The organism is Sulfitobacter sediminis (assembly GCF_040811725.1).
In the GTDB taxonomy this organism is placed as follows: domain Bacteria; phylum Pseudomonadota; class Alphaproteobacteria; order Rhodobacterales; family Rhodobacteraceae; genus Sulfitobacter; species Sulfitobacter sediminis.
In genome coordinates this window covers 347880-362161 of sequence record NZ_JBFNXX010000001.1, presented here as the reverse complement: position 1 = coordinate 362161, position 14282 = coordinate 347880, and the positions used below count along the sequence as shown (strand labels likewise).

Here is a 14282-nt window from a genome sequence, read left to right as displayed (position 1 = left end):
CTGATCCGAATCCCGCGCCAAGAGGCCCGCATGTCCGATACCCCCGCCTATCGCGTTCTGGCCCGCAAGTACCGGCCCGAAACCTTCGCCGATCTGGTGGGGCAGGACGCCATGGTGCGGACGCTGAAAAACGCCTTCGAGGCCGACCGCATCGCGCAGGCCTTCATCATGACGGGCATCCGGGGCACGGGTAAGACGACAACCGCGCGGATCATCGCCAAGGGCATGAACTGCATCGGCACCGACGGCACCGGCGGCCCCACGACCGAACCCTGCGGTGTCTGCGAACATTGCACCGCCATCATGGAGGGCCGTCACGTCGACGTGATGGAGATGGACGCGGCCTCCAACACCGGTGTGGCGAACATCCGCGAAATCATCGACTCTGTGCACTATCGCGCGGCCTCCGCCCGCTACAAGGTCTACATCATCGACGAGGTGCACATGCTCTCCACCGGGGCCTTCAACGCGCTCCTGAAGACGCTGGAAGAACCGCCCGAGCACGTCAAATTCATCTTCGCCACCACCGAAATCCGCAAGGTCCCGGTCACCGTCCTCTCCCGCTGCCAGCGCTTCGATCTGCGCCGGATCGAGCCGGAGGTGATGATCGCCCTGCTGCGCAAGATCGCCACCGCCGAGAACGCCCAGATCGCCGACGATGCCCTGGCGCTGATCACCCGCGCCGCCGAAGGCTCGGCCCGCGATGCTCTGTCGCTTCTGGATCAGGCCATCAGCCACGGCGCGGGCGAGACCACCGCCGACCAGGTCCGCGCCATGCTGGGCCTCGCCGACCGGGGCCGCGTGCTCGACCTCTTCGACATGATCCTCAAGGGCGATGCAGCGGGTGCGCTGACCGAGCTGTCCGCGCAATACGCCGAGGGCGCGGACCCCATGGCCGTCCTGCGGGACCTCGCCGAGATCACCCACTGGACTTCCGTGGTCAAGATCACGCCGGAGGCCGCCGAGGACCCGACCATCTCTCCCCAGGAACGCGACCGCGGCAAGGAAATGGCCGAGGCCTTGCCGATGCGCGTGCTCACCCGCCTGTGGCAGATGTTGCTGAAAGCGCTCGACGAGGTCGCGAGTGCTCCCAACGCCATGATGGCAGCCGAAATGGCGATCATCCGCCTCACTCACGTGGCCGACCTGCCCAGCCCCGAGGAACTGGTGCGCAAGCTGCAGAACAGCACACCGCCCCCCGCCCCCGGCCCATCGGGCGGCAACGGCGCGGGCCATTCAAGCGGCGCGCAGGCGGTGCATCAGGCCCAAACGCGCATGGCCGCGAACCCAACGGCATCGGGCCAGACCACCGCGCTCGCCCGCGATGTCGAGGAAGCGCTGGCGCATTATCCCAGCTTCGACCACGTGGTCGAACTGATCCGCGCCAACCGCGACGTGAAGCTTCTGGTCGAGGTCGAGACCACCCTGCGCCTCGCCGCCTACCGCCCCGGCCGCATCGAATTCGTCCCGACAGACAAGGCCCCCCGCGACCTTGCCCAGCGCCTCGGCCATCGGCTGCAGGGCTGGACCGGCAACCGCTGGGCCGTGACGGTCGTGAACGAAGGAGGTGGCAGAACCATCGCCGAGGTGCGCGACGCCAAGGAGCTTGCGCTCAAGGCAGAGGCCGAGGCGCATCCGCTGATGCAGGCGGTGCTTGCCAAGTTTCCGCAGGCGAAGATCACTGCGATCCGCACCCCCGAACAGATCGCCGCCGAGGCGGTCGAAGAAGCCCTTCCGGAAGTCGAGGACGAATGGGACCCCTTCGAGGAGGATTGATCGCCACGGCACTCTTGGCCCCCCTGCCCGCCTGGGCGGAGGTCTGCGACAGGATGCGCCCGCTCTGGACCCCTGGCACCCCCGCCACAGCCTGGGACGAACTGATCGCCCTGATGATCACCCCGCCCTCGCTGGTGCTGCTTCTCCTCTCCGTCCTTGTCCTGCGCTTCCGCCACCAATGGGGCGCGCTCGCGGTTGTCATGGCATGGTCGCTCTGGGTCTCCTTCGTGGCCCTCTCCACCCCGGACGCCGCCCGCCTTCACGCGATTTCCGAAGGCTGTATCGGCAGCCCGACCTTGTTCATCCTCGCGGTGGCTGCAATATGTGTCGCAATGATCCTCTATACCGTGCCGCATGGACGCAATGCGGACACCCCAGATTAGGAGAGAGCAATGCTCAAAGGACTAGGCGCGCTTGGCGATATGGCAGGCATGATGAAAAAGGCCCAGGAAATGCAGGGCAAGATGGCCCAGATGCAGGAAGACCTCGCCAACCTGATTGTCACAGGCGAAAGCGGCGCGGGCCTGGTCAAGGCCACCTGCACCGCCAAGGGCGAGCTGAAGGGCCTCGACATTGACCCGTCGATCTTCAACGGCGACGACAAGGAAGTGGTCGAGGATCTGATCCTCGCGGCCATCAAGGACGCCCAGACCAAGGCCAGCGAACGCGCGCAACAGGAAATGGCCAAGCTGACCGAAGACATGGGCCTGCCCGCCGACATGAAGCTGCCGTTCTGAACCTGCGCCGCACCCCCACCGAGGCATTGCGCGCCGGTGCCGGGGCGGCGCTGTCCCCTCGCTTCATCTTTCCAATACAACTCAACCCCACCCCATCAGCCAGAACCGCCTTTTGAGTTCCACCCGCGAAATCGACGCCCTCATCGAGATGATGGCCAAGCTGCCGGGCCTCGGCCCCCGGTCGGCCCGGCGCGCGGTGCTGCACCTCATCCGCAAGCGCGCGCTCCTACTGACCCCGCTTGCGGACCTCATGCAAACCGTCGCCGCCACCGCACGCGAATGCCTCAACTGCGGCAATATCGGCACCTCGGACATCTGCGACATCTGCAACTCCGAGAAACGCGCAAACGGCGAGCTTTGCGTGGTCGAGGATGTGGCCGACCTCTGGGCGATGGAGCGTGCCGGCGTCTTCAAGGGCCGCTACCACGTGCTGGGCGGTACCCTATCGGCCCTCGACGCCGTGGGTCCGCAGGAACTGCGGATCCCGCGGCTCATCGACCGGGTGGCGACCGAGAACATCTCCGAAGTGATCCTCGCCCTCAATGCCACCATAGACGGGCAGACCACGGCGCATTACATCGCCGACCAGCTTGAAGGGCAGGTACGCCTGACCTCGCTGGCCCAGGGCGTGCCCATCGGGGGCGAGCTCGACTACCTCGACGACGGCACCATCAGCGCCGCCATGCGGGCCCGCAAGTCGCTGTAGCCAATTTCCTTGCAAGGAAATTGCCAAAAGCATTGCAAGGCTTTTCAACCGCGAAAACCAAGCTCTCTTTCAAAACGGCCGTCTGCCCCTCCCAAAGCAGACGGCCTGCCCCACCGCGACGCGGGTCATTACGTGACCATCGCATCGAGCGGCGGAATTCAGTCCCGACCTCTACCAGTTCGCCGCTACGGGACAGCGAAAAAGAGTCGGAAAAAAATCGGCCCGGACGTCATACAATAATCTGGCCCTGCCGCAAGGGCATCATACGTTCCCCGACAGCGGGACCTCAAAGGGTGGCGATCCTCAGCCCCAGAGCACGCGCACGAGGCCCTCATTCGTCCTCCCAATCAGTTCCGATGGGTTTGCGGTCGCGGGCCTTTTCCTCCGCGATCATCTCCTTGGTCTCCTGTTTTTCCTGCCGGTCGCTTTCACCCGGCGACATCTCCTCCTTCTCGTTCTGCGCCAGCGCCAGCACGAACCACATCGGGAAATGATCCGACCCGATCTTCTCCAGACGCGCCATGCTCATCAGCCGAAACCGCGCATCGTGGAACAGATGATCGAGCGGCCAGCGCATCCAGGGCATCGTGGCGCTGAAGGTGTTGAAAAACCCCCGCCCCACCCGCGGGTCGAGCAGCCCCGACAGACGCTGGAAACGGCGTGTGGTCGTGGACCATGCCACGTCGTTCAGGTCTCCCGCGACAATCGCGGGCAGCACGTCCCGCGTAGCCTCGAGCCCCACCATCGCGATCTCGCTGTCCCGCCCCTTGGTATCGTGGTCGATCACCGGTGGCTCGGGGTGCACGACATAAAGGCGAAACGCTTCGCCATCGCGCAGCGTGACCCGGGTACGCACCGAGGGTACGTCGCGGGTGATCAGGTCGCGTACCTCTGTCTCGGACAGCGCAAGCCGCGACATCACGCAGAGCCCGTAGCCGTTGTCGTTGGGCACCTCGACCCAATCTTCGAAATGATCCGACAGCGCCTCTTTCAGCGCCCCAATCCATTCCGCATCGACCTCGATGGCCATGGCGATATCGGGCTGCCTGCGCCGGACAAGGTCGATGAGTGCCCCATAGTCCCGGTTTGACTTCTTCACGTTGGCCGCAAGCAGGCTCACCTGCCGGTCCGTCTGACCGCGCAACGCGTCGGACGCATCGACCGACTGCCGCCACCACAGAGGCGTGAATTTCAGGATGTAGAATAGCTGCACCGCCCCGATCAGGATCAGCAACGGACCGCCGAGACCGCCCAGCCAGCCGGGAACGAAGATGAAGACACAGACCGCCAAGAGGGCGGCCAGCAGAAAATACTGCTGGCGCGGGAAATCGAGGCCCCGGATCGCGCCACGCGCGACCTTGCTTATTGGCAGCATCGTGGCCGCCAGAAGAAAAGCGGTCAGCAACCAGAGCAGGATCGACCCGATAGTGCCCATGCCTCTCTCCCTCTCCGGCTGTCACAACGCCCCGGAAAAGCAAGAGGGGCGCAGATCTTATCGCCCGCGCCCCCCGCAATTTGCAACCGCATGTTCTCTTTACCGGCGACAGATCGCCCTGCAAGGATCAGGACTTGGCGTCCTCTTCCTCGTCGTCATCGCTGTCGCCCGGCAGCGAGAAGAAGCTATCGGCATCGGCGTAATCGCTGTCGCTCTTGTCGTCGTCGTCGGAATCGTCGCCGGAGAGCGTGAAGGTTTCCAACCCTTCGATGGCCGTGGGGATCTTCGGCTCGGCTTCCATTTCCAGGCTCTGCTCGGTGCTGACCAGCTTGCGTCGTTCGTCGTCGCTCATCACCTCGCCCTCGCGCGCCTTCTTGGCGGCGGCCTTTTGCACGGCGGCGTCTAGTTCGGATTGCTTGCACAGACCCAGCGCGACGGGATCGATGGGCTGAATGTTCGAGATGTTCCAATGCGTCCGGTCGCGGATCGCCTGGATGGTCGGTTTGGTCGTGCCCACGAGCTTGCCGATCTGCCCATCCGTCAGTTCGGGGTGAAACTTGACCAGCCACAGGATCGAGGCGGGACGGTCCTGCCGCTTGGACAGGGGCGTGTAACGCGGCCCGCGCCGCTTTTCCTCGCCCTGGGCCGCCGGATTGAACTTGAGCTTCAGCTTGTGCGACGGGTTCTTCTCGGCCGCGTCGATCTCCTCCTGCGTCAGCTGGTTGTTGGCGATCGGGTCGAACCCCTTGACGCCTGCGGCCACGTCGCCGTCCGCGATACCCTGCACCTCAAGCTCGTGCATGCCGACGAAATCGGCAATCTGCTTGAAGCTGATGGTCGTGTTGTCGACCAGCCAGACAGCGGTCGCCTTTGCCATGATCGGTTTCGACATGTTGTCTCTCCTTCGAAAACGCAACTTCCCCGTCGCCTCAAAGGGCTGTCCCGGTGGCCGGAACGGTTTCCATTGTCGGGGAACTTGCAGGCCTTATAGTCAGCCCGAACCGATAAGGAAAGACCCAATGCGCAGGCTCTTCGCCGGCCTTCTGGCCGCGCTCATCGCTACATCCGCCACCGCCGAAGGCGAAAGACCCGGTGATTTCGACTACTACGTGGCCGCCCTGAGCTGGTCTCCCAACTGGTGCCTGCGCGAAGGCGACGCGAGAGGCTCGCCGCAATGCGCCCGGGGCACCGGCCACGGCTGGATCCTGCATGGCCTCTGGCCGCAATACCATCGCGGCTACCCCTCTTTCTGCCAGACCGCCGAACGTCCGCCCTCACGACGCATGACCGCCGATATGGCCGATATCATGGGCACCCCCGGCCTCGCCTGGTACCAATGGAAGAAACACGGCTCCTGCACCGGTCTTTCCGCTCCTGACTATTACGCGCTGTCGCGTGAAGCCTACGGTCGCATCACCCGTCCCAATATCTTCCGAAAGTTGCAGCGCGAGGTACGTCTCCCGGCGTCCGTTGTCGAAGAGGCCTTTCTCAAGGCCAATCCGGCGCTCGAGCCCGACGGGGTGACGATCACCTGCAAGGAGGGTCAGATACAAGAGGCGCGCATCTGCCTGTCGAAATCGCTCGACCCGGTGCCCTGCGGACAGGACGTCGTGCGCGATTGCAGGATGAAGAACGCGGTCCTCGCTCCGCTACGCTGATACCCCGGCCGCCCGCTTGCAGCAGGCGTTCCGAAGCCTCCGGCGGGGACTTTATTGAGCCAGAAAGAGGGGAATGGTTTTCTCTACCACTCCCCCCTTGGAAAGAACGAAACGCTCTCTTCCTGGCGCGGTCATCGGAGTCCAAGCCTGTACCGCAGAGCCAGCATCTCAAAACAAGGTTAACGAAACCTTGCTCTTTCTGGCCTCATAAAGTCCCGGAGCGCGAGGCAGCGCCTCGCAAAACCGATTTGGCGGAGCCAAATCAATAGAATCGTGTCGCGGGCTTGCCCGCGTCCTTTGGCTCAACCGCTGACATCAAGCACGATCTTGCCGATATGTGCGCCGCCCTCCATCCGCGCATGGGCCTTGGCCGCCTCCTCCAAGGTAGAGGTGCTGTCCATGACCGGTGCCACCTGCCCGCTGTCCAGAAGCGGCCAGACATGGGTACGCAGCTCCTCGGCGATGCGGGCCTTGGCCAGATCGCTTTGGGGGCGCAGTGTCGAGCCGGTCATCGTCAGCCGCCGGGTCATCAGGGTGGCGAAGTTTACCTCGACCTTCGGCCCCTGCAGGAACGCGATCTGGACGAGCCGCCCGTCCTCCGCCAGCGCCGTCAGGTTGCGCGGGATGTAAGAGCCGCCCACCATGTCGAGGATCAGGTCCGCCCCGCCCTCGGCCTGCAGCACGTCAACGAAATCGGTGTCGCGGTAGTTGATCGCGGCCTCCGCGCCCAGATCGGCACAGACAGCGCATTTGGCGTCCGTCCCTGCGGTGGCGAAGACGCGGGCACCGAAGGCGCGGGCGAGCTGGATCGCCGTTGTGCCGATGCCCGAAGAGCCGCCGTGCACGAGGAAGCGTTCCCCCGCCTTCAGACCGCCGCGCATGAAGACGTTCGACCAGACGGTAAAGAAGGTCTCGGGCAGGCAGGCCCCTTCTTTGAGACCCATCCCCTCGGGGATGCGCAGGCAGTGGGCCGCGGGGGTGGCGACGTATTCGGCATAGCCGCCGCCGGGCAAGAGGGCGCAGACCTTGTCGCCGATCGCGACATCCGCCACGCCGGGGCCGACCTCGACCACTTCGCCTGCCGCTTCCAGCCCCGGCAGGTCGCTTGCCGTGGGCGGCGGCGCGTAAAGGCCCGCGCGCTGCAGCGCGTCGGGGCGGTTCACACCGGCGAAGGCCACCTTGATGATGACCTGCCCGTGTTTCGGTGTCGGCACGGGCCGTTCGGCCAGTTGCAGCACCTCCGGCCCGCCAGCCTTGGTGATTTCCATTGCGCGCATCGTCTGGGTCATCGGGGGCTCCTTTCGTCCGGGTTTGAAGGCTTTCTAATGCCTCCCGGCGGCAGGTGCACCCCGATTTCGCATGCGTTGCGCGCGACCGATCAGGCGCGGGACAGTACGCTTGCCGGACGCGCGCGGGCAAGGCCCGCGGTGATCAGCCCGGCCAGCACCGCCTTGATCAGATCGCCGGGGATGTACCAGACAAAGACCGGCAGCGCTTCCATCAGCCCCTTGTTCAGCACCATCATGAAGCCCGCAATGCCGAAGGCATAGAGCACCACGATCCCACCGATGGCAGCCGCGATGCCCGCGGCCACACCGACAGGCAGGTTACGCGTCTGCTCCATGATGAAACCCGTCGCGAAGGCGGCGATGGGGAAGCCCACGACAAAACCCATGGTCGGCCCTGCAAAGACACCAAGGCCACCGCGTCCGCCTGCAAGGAGCGGCAACCCGAGGGCCACCAGCGCCACGAACAGGAGTGCGGCCAGACCGCCCCGCTTGGCCCCCAGAACGGTACCGCAGAGCATGACGCCAAGGCTCTGCGCGGTGATCGGCACACCGCTGGCCAGCATCAGGTTGGGCATCAGGCCAAGGGCCGCGGTCAGGGCGGCAAAGATGGCGACGAGGGCAAGGGAGCGTTCCATGGGATATCCTTGTGGTTGTTCGCAGGTGCAGCGCTAGAACAAACCCGCGACGCCCGCAACCGCTGTTGCGCTGCGGTGCGGCAAAACCTTGGGGCACCCCGCTAGAGGCCGCCGCGCGCGCGCAATGCCTCGGCCACGTGTTCCGCGTCGTCAAGGGCCGTGACGGCGAAGGGAATGACGATCCGCCAGCCCGCGCGGCGCGGACTGCGCGCACGCCAGGCCAGCGTCAGGGTCGCGCCCTTTTGCGCCAGCACGGGGGTGAAGCGGATCACCAGCGCCATGGCCGGTTCCACCGCGCGGGTGGAGAGGCCAAAGGCGCGCAAGGGGGTTGCGAGCCAGCGCACCACGCCCATCATGTCGCTGAGCCGCGTGGTCATGGTGACGAGGTTTGCAAGGGCGACTGCGGTGATCATTCGCAGGATGATCAGAGTGCCGCCGGAGACGTCTCCGATCACGAGATGCCAGACCGCGATGAGGGCCACGAAGGGCCAGAGGACCCTGAGACGCGCCAGTCCCGCGCGCAGGAAACGCCGTCCCGGCAGGGCATAGAGCGCCAGTGTCGCCGCCAGGAACCCCGCATGCCAGAGCGGGTCGCGCACCCAGAAAAGCACCAGTGTCGCGGCACAGAGCGCGCCCAGCTTGGCGCCTGCGGGCCAGTCATGGGCGCGGGTCTCAACCGGCGAGGTGAGAGAGATCATCGCCGTCTCCTATCTGCGCCATGCGCTGGGTGAAGGCCGCCAGCACCGGTTGCGCCGCACCGTCGCGGAGGATCTTGCCCTCGTCGATCCAGAGCACGCGGTCATAGCCCTGCACCGCCTCGGGCGCGTGGGTGATCAGAACGAGCGTGACGTCAAGCCCCGCCAGCACCCGCTCCAACTGGCGCGTCGTGGGGATATCGAGGCCGGCGAAGGGTTCGTCGAGGATGATCAGTGTCGGTGCCATGGCGAGCACCGACATCAGGCAGACGAGCTGCCGCTGACCCTGCGACAGCTGGTGGATCGCAGCGCGCGCCCAATGCTCTTTTTCGAAACGCGCCAGCACGCGGGCAACGCCCTCTGCCGCTTCTTCTGCCGGTTGGCCCATCTGGGTGAGACCGAAGGCGATTTCTTCTTCGACGGTGGGAAAGATGATCTGGTGATCGGGGTTCTGGAACAGGATACCGACGCGCCGCAGCGCTGCCTTGCGATCCTTTGCCACGTCCGTGCCGTCGATCCTGACCTTCCCGCTGTCCGGCGCGATCAGCCCCGCCATGATCCGCGCGAGCGTCGTCTTGCCCGAGCCGTTGCGGCCCACCACCCCGATCCGCCGTTCGTCGGCGCGCAGGGTGATGCCTGACAACACCGCCTTGCCCTCAGGCGCATAGGTGACGTTCTGCAGGTCGATCAAAGGTGCGGGCGGTTGGGACACGCGGCTTGCCTCGCTCGGAAAAACGCTGCTGGCCTACAGGCGCGCTTGACCGGCCGCAAGGCGGGATTACCCTGCGAAGCATGACAATGCTCGTCCTGTCGCTTGTTGCCAATGTTCTGGTCACCTTCGCGGTGACCTTGGTCATCTGGCAGAACCGTTTCTCTGTTGACAACGTCTACGGGCCGGATATGCCCGCGCGGCGCATCCTAGCTTGCGTCTATCTCGCCATCGGGGCGGTCAGCCTTTATGCGCTGCTGCAACTCGGCGCAGGGCAGGAGAACATCACGCGCGGCGTTGCATTGACGCTGCTGCCATTGCAGATCGTGTATAAGCTGATGACGGCGGTAGCCCTGCCGGTGATGCACCCCGTCGTCCTTGCCAACCTCGGGATCGCCGCCCTGCACGCGGTCACGCTGCTGACGCTCTAGTCCCGAGGCGCGGTCCAGGACCCCGGAAAATCCTCGCGGCGGAACTGCGCCGGCGCTTTGATCTGACCCAGCACCCAGTTCGGCGCGGCGAAGAGACGGCTCAGTGTCGGGCTCTTGCGGACCTGCGCCTTGACCTTCTCGATCTGCATCACGTTGTCGATGCGCCGGTCGAGGAAATCCCATGTCGCCGCGTTGCCGTCGCTGTTGTCGCCCAGCCAGAACAGCACCGTCGCGGAATAGACCCCGCCCAGCGTCGCGCGCTTGGTGTACCAGTTGTAATCCTTGGACGTGTCGCCCAGCGCGTTCCAGATCTTGTCACAGGTCCCCCAGACCAGCTTGGCCCCGTCGGGTGCATAGATCGGCAGCGCAAAGAGCGTCGTGCCGCGCCGCACCGCCTCCTTGTTCTCGATCACTTCAAGCCGCAGGCGCACCACCCGCGCGATGCGGTCGCGGAACCGCAGATCGCTCAGGTCTTCCTTTGCCAGCGCCTGAAGCATCAGCGCATCGCCGCGATGGTGGTACGCAATGGCAAGGTCGACCGCCCCGCGGGGGCAGACGGCGCGGGCCACCACCGGCTCCATCTCGCTGTCCTTGATCGCGGCCTTGAACGTCGCAGGCGACCAGCCGTCAAAGGGCACATGCGGCAGGGCGGCATCGAGCAGTCTGTCCTTGGGATCGGTCATGAAATTCTCCATTCTCCGGGTGTCGAGAGACTCGACAAAAGCATTTCACCTTGATATAGGGCCATTTCCTGCAAATCCTTGCAACTCTATCTAGAAAGGTGGTGACAACCACATGCAGGTTAGTGTTCGCGACAACAATGTCGATCAGGCGCTTCGTGCCCTGAAGAAGAAGCTGCAACGCGAAGGCGTGTTCCGTGAAATGAAGCTCAAGCAGCATTTCGAGAAGCCGTCCGAGAAAAAAGCGCGCGAGAAAGCTGAAGCGATCCGCCGTGCCCGCAAGCTGGCACGCAAAAAAGCACAGCGCGAAGGGATGCTTTAAGCAAACCGCCGCGACTGGCACAGTTTTGGAACCCCCGCAGGGCTATCTCTGCGGGGGTTCTGTTTTTTGCGGTCCAATGGTTGCGGGTAAGCCTGTAATTGGCCTGTCCCCGTGGGGACATCGGGGTTTTGTTGAGTGAAACCAACGAGTCGCAGAGAAATTAACGCTTAATCAGCGAATGTTCTCAATTCGTTAAGAGATATGGTCGCGCTTCAGCGCGCCAGCACAACGTCCGCACGGATATCCGCGTCCTGCTCTACCGCGTCGATCAGGTAATGTGCGACGTCCGCGCGTGAGATAAGTCCATTGCGCCAGCTCGACGTGTCGCGCAGCACGCGGTATTTCCCGGTGCCCCTGTTGTTGGTCAGGATCACCGGCCGCGCGATTGTCCAGTCGAGATCGCTTTGCATCAGCATCTCTTCCTGCCGGTCCTTGTCCGCATAGGGCTTACCAAGGATGGCGCGGTGGCCGGTGCGTTCGACAAAGCTCATCGCCTGCTTGCTGCGGCCTGCGCCAAAGCCCGTGACGACGATCAGGCGTTTGACGTCTGCTTTGGGCATTTCCTGCAACAGCACCTCGGTCGAGCGGGAAAACAGCGTGACCTCCTTCCAGAGCATTGCCACGCTTTCCTCAATCCCCAGACAGTAGACCACCGCGTCGATACCCTGGAGCGCCTGCGCCACGTCTTCGGCCTTGAGCGCATCGCCCGCGCAGATTTCCAGCCCGTCGCGCGCATCGAGCTTATCCGCCGAGCGGGCGAAGGCGCGCACGGTATGGCCGCGCTTCAGCCCCTCTTCCATGGCCAGTTTGCCGATGCCCGATGTGGCACCAAAGACGACGATACGTTTGGTCAATTCATCAGGTCCTCGAACAGGGAATGGGACTTGCGGTGCTCGGAGATATCCCGGTCGAGGGCATAGGCCCCGCGCTGAGCCTCGGTCGCCCAGGGTGTGCGCTGCAAGAGGTTGCGCATCGCGGTCTCGCTCGGGCGGTCAAGATGCGCGGCGGTGCTGGCCGGTGTCGGGTTCATGGCAACGTCCTCTCTAAAAGCCTATCTCGGCAAAGAGGTAGAGGCGAAAGGCGCGCGGTAAAGCGTGCTGCGTCAATTCGGACCGATCTTACCGCCCGAGGATCATGTCGCTGGCCTTTTCCGCCATCATGATCGTGGGTGCATTAGTGTTGCCGCTGGTAATACTGGGCATGGCGCTTGCATCTACCACACGCAGGCCGCCGACGCCCCTGAGCCGCATCTGCGCATCGAGCGGCGCGTCCTCCCCGCCCATGCGCACGGTACAGGTGGGGTGAAAGATCGTCGTACCGATATCCCCCGCCGCACGGTCGAGCGATGCGTCATCCTCCGCCGTGACACCCGGCTTCATCTCCTGCGGCGCATAGCGCTGCATCGGGGCTTCGGCCATGATCGCCCGCGCCTGCCGGATCGCATCCCGCGCGACACGGCGGTCACCGGGGGTGGAAAGGTAATTGGGTGCGATGACGGGCGCGTCCTTGGGGTCGGGCGAGGCGATGCGCACGGTGCCCCGGCTTTCGGGGCGCAGGTTGCAGACGCTTGCGGTGATCGCCGGAAAATCATGGAGCGGTTGGCCGAAGGCCTCAAGCGATAGAGGTTGCACGTGGTATTCGAGGTCCGCCGTCGCGAGGTCGGGGCGCGACTTGCTGAACGCCCCCAACTGGCTGGGGGCCATCGACATGGGGCCTGAGCGTTTGAGCGCGTATTCCAGCCCGATCATCGCCTTGCCCCAGAGCGAATTGGCAAGGGTGTTCAGCGTTTTCGCGCCCTGAAGCCGCCAGGCGCAGCGCAGTTGCAGATGGTCCTGAAGGTTCTCACCCACCTGCGGGGCATCGTGGACCACCGCGATCCCGTGCTCCTGCAAGAGAGCCCCCGGCCCAATGCCCGACAGCTGCAATATCTGGGGCGAGTTCACCGCCCCTGCCGACAGGATCACCTCGGCCCCCGCGCGGGCCTGTTTGACCGTGCCGCCCTGTTCGTATTCCACGCCGACCGCGCGGCCATCCTCGATCAGCAGCCGCCGCGTATGCGCCTGCGTCTCGACCTTCAGCCCCTTGCCCGTCGCTGTCCGCAGGAAAGCCTTTGCCGTGTTCATCCGCCAGCCCGAACGCTGGTTGACGCGGAAATAGCCGACACCTTCGTTGTCGCCAGTGTTGAAGTCAGTGACCTTGGGCAGCCCCCAGGCGTGCGCCGCCTCCATCCAGTGATCGAGCACCTCCCAATGCAGGCGCTGGTTCTCCACCCGCCATTCGCCACCTGCCCCGTGCATGTCGGACGGGCCATCCACGTAGTCCTCGGAGCGCATGAAATAGGGCAGCACGTCGTCCCAGCCCCAGCCGGTCAGGCCCATCTGCCGCCAGCCATCGTAATCCGCTGCCTGACCCCGAAGGTACAGCATCCCGTTGATCGAGGAACATCCCCCCAGCACCTTGCCACGCGGGTAGAGCAGCGCGCGGCCGTTCAAGCCCTTTTCCTCGGCCGTGCGGTACATCCAGTCCGTGCGCGGATTGCCGATGCAATAGAGATACCCCATGGGGATATGCACCCAATGGTAGTTATCTTTGCCCCCCGCCTCCAGCACCAGCACCCGGTGCCCGGCGCCGCTCAGGCGGTTGGCCACCACGCAGCCCGCGCTGCCCGCACCAACGACGATGTAATCCCAGTCCCCGCTCATACCGGCAGCGCCGTGGTCCGAAACACTGTCCGCAGGGCAAAGCTCGACTGCATCCCCTGAACGCCGGGCAGCCGGGCGAGGTACTGCCGGTGGATCCGCGCGAAATCTTCGGTGTTCTCGGCCACGACCTTCAGCAGGTAATCCGCCGTCCCGGCCATCAGGTGACATTCCAGCACGTCCGGTATCCGCGCCACGGATTTCTCGAAAGCGTCCAGAATGTCATCCGCCTGCCCCCTGAGCGTGATCTCGACGAACACCGTTGTGGGCACCTTGAGCTTGCGCGCGTCCAGCAGGGCGACATAATCGCGGATATAGCCCTCTTTCTCCAGCCGCTGCACGCGGCGGTGGCAGGCGGAGGGCGACAGGTGCACGTCCTCGGACAGCTCCGCGTTCGACATACGTCCGTTGCGCTGAACCGCGCGCAGGATACGCCGATCAATCTCATCAAGGCTCATTCGCGCAATTCCTTCGCGTCCAATGTCGGTCCTACGCAAGACTATCCCGTTT

18 protein-coding genes are annotated in these 14282 nt (G+C 64.5%); 7 read left to right on the top strand and 11 right to left on the bottom strand.

Annotated elements, in window-relative coordinates; translation table 11 throughout:
* Positions 1 to 30: 30 nt before the first annotated feature.
* The 4 genes from AB2B41_RS01770 (at position 31) to recR (ending at position 3219) form a co-directional block, all read left to right on the top strand.
* Positions 31 to 1776 (top strand): DNA polymerase III subunit gamma/tau, encoded by a 1746-nt coding sequence (locus tag AB2B41_RS01770; protein ID WP_367876020.1) that lies wholly within the window; start codon positions 31 to 33, stop codon positions 1774 to 1776.
* Complete coding sequence (locus AB2B41_RS01765) at positions 1752 to 2159, top strand: hypothetical protein (RefSeq protein ID WP_367876019.1); 408 nt, start codon at positions 1752 to 1754, stop codon at positions 2157 to 2159. The genes AB2B41_RS01770 and AB2B41_RS01765 overlap by 25 nt, the downstream gene beginning before the upstream one ends.
* A gap of 9 nt (positions 2160 to 2168) precedes the next feature.
* A complete protein-coding gene (locus AB2B41_RS01760) occupies positions 2169 to 2513 on the top strand; it encodes a YbaB/EbfC family nucleoid-associated protein (RefSeq protein ID WP_367876018.1) in 345 nt (114 codons plus the stop codon).
* A gap of 112 nt (positions 2514 to 2625) precedes the next feature.
* Positions 2626 to 3219, top strand: coding sequence for a recombination mediator RecR (gene recR / locus AB2B41_RS01755; RefSeq protein WP_367876017.1), 594 nt, complete (start codon positions 2626 to 2628; stop codon positions 3217 to 3219).
* Positions 3220 to 3550: 331 nt separating this feature from the next.
* Here the strand turns inward: recR and AB2B41_RS01750 are convergent, their stop codons facing one another.
* Entirely contained in the window at positions 3551 to 4654 is a 1104-nt protein-coding gene (locus AB2B41_RS01750; RefSeq protein ID WP_367876016.1) for an endonuclease/exonuclease/phosphatase family protein, read from the bottom strand.
* Between the two features lie 127 nt (positions 4655 to 4781).
* Positions 4782 to 5546 carry a DUF1013 domain-containing protein gene (locus tag AB2B41_RS01745; RefSeq protein WP_367876015.1) on the bottom strand — a complete coding sequence of 255 codons (765 nt, stop codon included), beginning with the start codon at positions 5544 to 5546 and terminating at the stop codon, positions 4782 to 4784.
* 127 nt (positions 5547 to 5673) lie between these two features.
* Here AB2B41_RS01745 and AB2B41_RS01740 point away from each other — a divergent pair, with 127 nt between their 5' ends.
* Entirely contained in the window at positions 5674 to 6312 is a 639-nt protein-coding gene (locus AB2B41_RS01740; RefSeq protein ID WP_367876014.1) for a ribonuclease T2 family protein, read from the top strand.
* 302 nt (positions 6313 to 6614) lie between these two features.
* Here AB2B41_RS01740 and AB2B41_RS01735 read toward each other — a convergent pair whose 3' ends face one another.
* The 4 genes from AB2B41_RS01735 to AB2B41_RS01720 form a co-directional block, all read right to left on the bottom strand.
* Complete coding sequence (locus tag AB2B41_RS01735) at positions 6615 to 7601, bottom strand: NAD(P)H-quinone oxidoreductase (RefSeq protein ID WP_367876013.1); 987 nt, start codon at positions 7599 to 7601, stop codon at positions 6615 to 6617.
* A gap of 89 nt (positions 7602 to 7690) precedes the next feature.
* On the bottom strand, positions 7691 to 8236 hold the full coding sequence (locus tag AB2B41_RS01730) for a biotin transporter BioY (protein WP_367876012.1): 546 nt from the start codon (positions 8234 to 8236) through the stop codon (positions 7691 to 7693).
* A 101-nt stretch (positions 8237 to 8337) separates the two neighbouring features.
* The gene (locus tag AB2B41_RS01725; RefSeq protein ID WP_367876011.1) at positions 8338 to 8934 is read right to left on the bottom strand and encodes an energy-coupling factor transporter transmembrane component T family protein; all 597 of its coding nucleotides are present in this window, start codon (positions 8932 to 8934) and stop codon (positions 8338 to 8340) included.
* Complete coding sequence (locus AB2B41_RS01720; RefSeq protein WP_367876010.1) at positions 8909 to 9643, bottom strand: energy-coupling factor ABC transporter ATP-binding protein; 735 nt, start codon at positions 9641 to 9643, stop codon at positions 8909 to 8911. The genes AB2B41_RS01725 and AB2B41_RS01720 overlap by 26 nt, the downstream gene beginning before the upstream one ends.
* An 80-nt stretch (positions 9644 to 9723) precedes the next feature.
* Here AB2B41_RS01720 and AB2B41_RS01715 point away from each other — a divergent pair, with 80 nt between their 5' ends.
* Positions 9724 to 10071: a hypothetical protein gene (locus AB2B41_RS01715; RefSeq protein ID WP_367876009.1), complete on the top strand. Its 348-nt coding sequence runs from the start codon at positions 9724 to 9726 to the stop codon at positions 10069 to 10071.
* Here the strand turns inward: AB2B41_RS01715 and AB2B41_RS01710 are convergent.
* Complete coding sequence (locus tag AB2B41_RS01710) at positions 10068 to 10754, bottom strand: COQ9 family protein (RefSeq protein WP_367876008.1); 687 nt, start codon at positions 10752 to 10754, stop codon at positions 10068 to 10070. The genes AB2B41_RS01715 and AB2B41_RS01710 overlap by 4 nt on opposite strands.
* A gap of 112 nt (positions 10755 to 10866) precedes the next feature.
* Here AB2B41_RS01710 and rpsU point away from each other — a divergent pair, with 112 nt between their 5' ends.
* On the top strand, positions 10867 to 11073 hold the full coding sequence (gene rpsU / locus AB2B41_RS01705) for a 30S ribosomal protein S21 (protein WP_008207378.1): 207 nt from the start codon (positions 10867 to 10869) through the stop codon (positions 11071 to 11073).
* A 212-nt stretch (positions 11074 to 11285) separates the two neighbouring features.
* Here rpsU and AB2B41_RS01700 read toward each other — a convergent pair whose 3' ends face one another.
* The 4 genes from AB2B41_RS01700 to AB2B41_RS01685 form a co-directional block, all read right to left on the bottom strand.
* Positions 11286 to 11927 carry an NAD(P)-dependent oxidoreductase gene (locus AB2B41_RS01700; protein ID WP_367876007.1) on the bottom strand — a complete coding sequence of 214 codons (642 nt, stop codon included), beginning with the start codon at positions 11925 to 11927 and terminating at the stop codon, positions 11286 to 11288.
* Entirely contained in the window at positions 11924 to 12103 is a 180-nt protein-coding gene (locus AB2B41_RS01695; protein WP_367876006.1) for a hypothetical protein, read from the bottom strand. Before AB2B41_RS01695 ends, AB2B41_RS01700 begins: the two co-directional genes overlap by 4 nt.
* Before the next feature lie 88 nt (positions 12104 to 12191).
* Positions 12192 to 13775, bottom strand: coding sequence for a GMC family oxidoreductase (locus AB2B41_RS01690; RefSeq protein WP_367876005.1), 1584 nt, complete (start codon positions 13773 to 13775; stop codon positions 12192 to 12194).
* Complete coding sequence (locus AB2B41_RS01685; protein ID WP_367876004.1) at positions 13772 to 14230, bottom strand: Lrp/AsnC family transcriptional regulator; 459 nt, start codon at positions 14228 to 14230, stop codon at positions 13772 to 13774. Before AB2B41_RS01685 ends, AB2B41_RS01690 begins: the two co-directional genes overlap by 4 nt.
* Positions 14231 to 14282 lie beyond the last annotated feature (52 nt).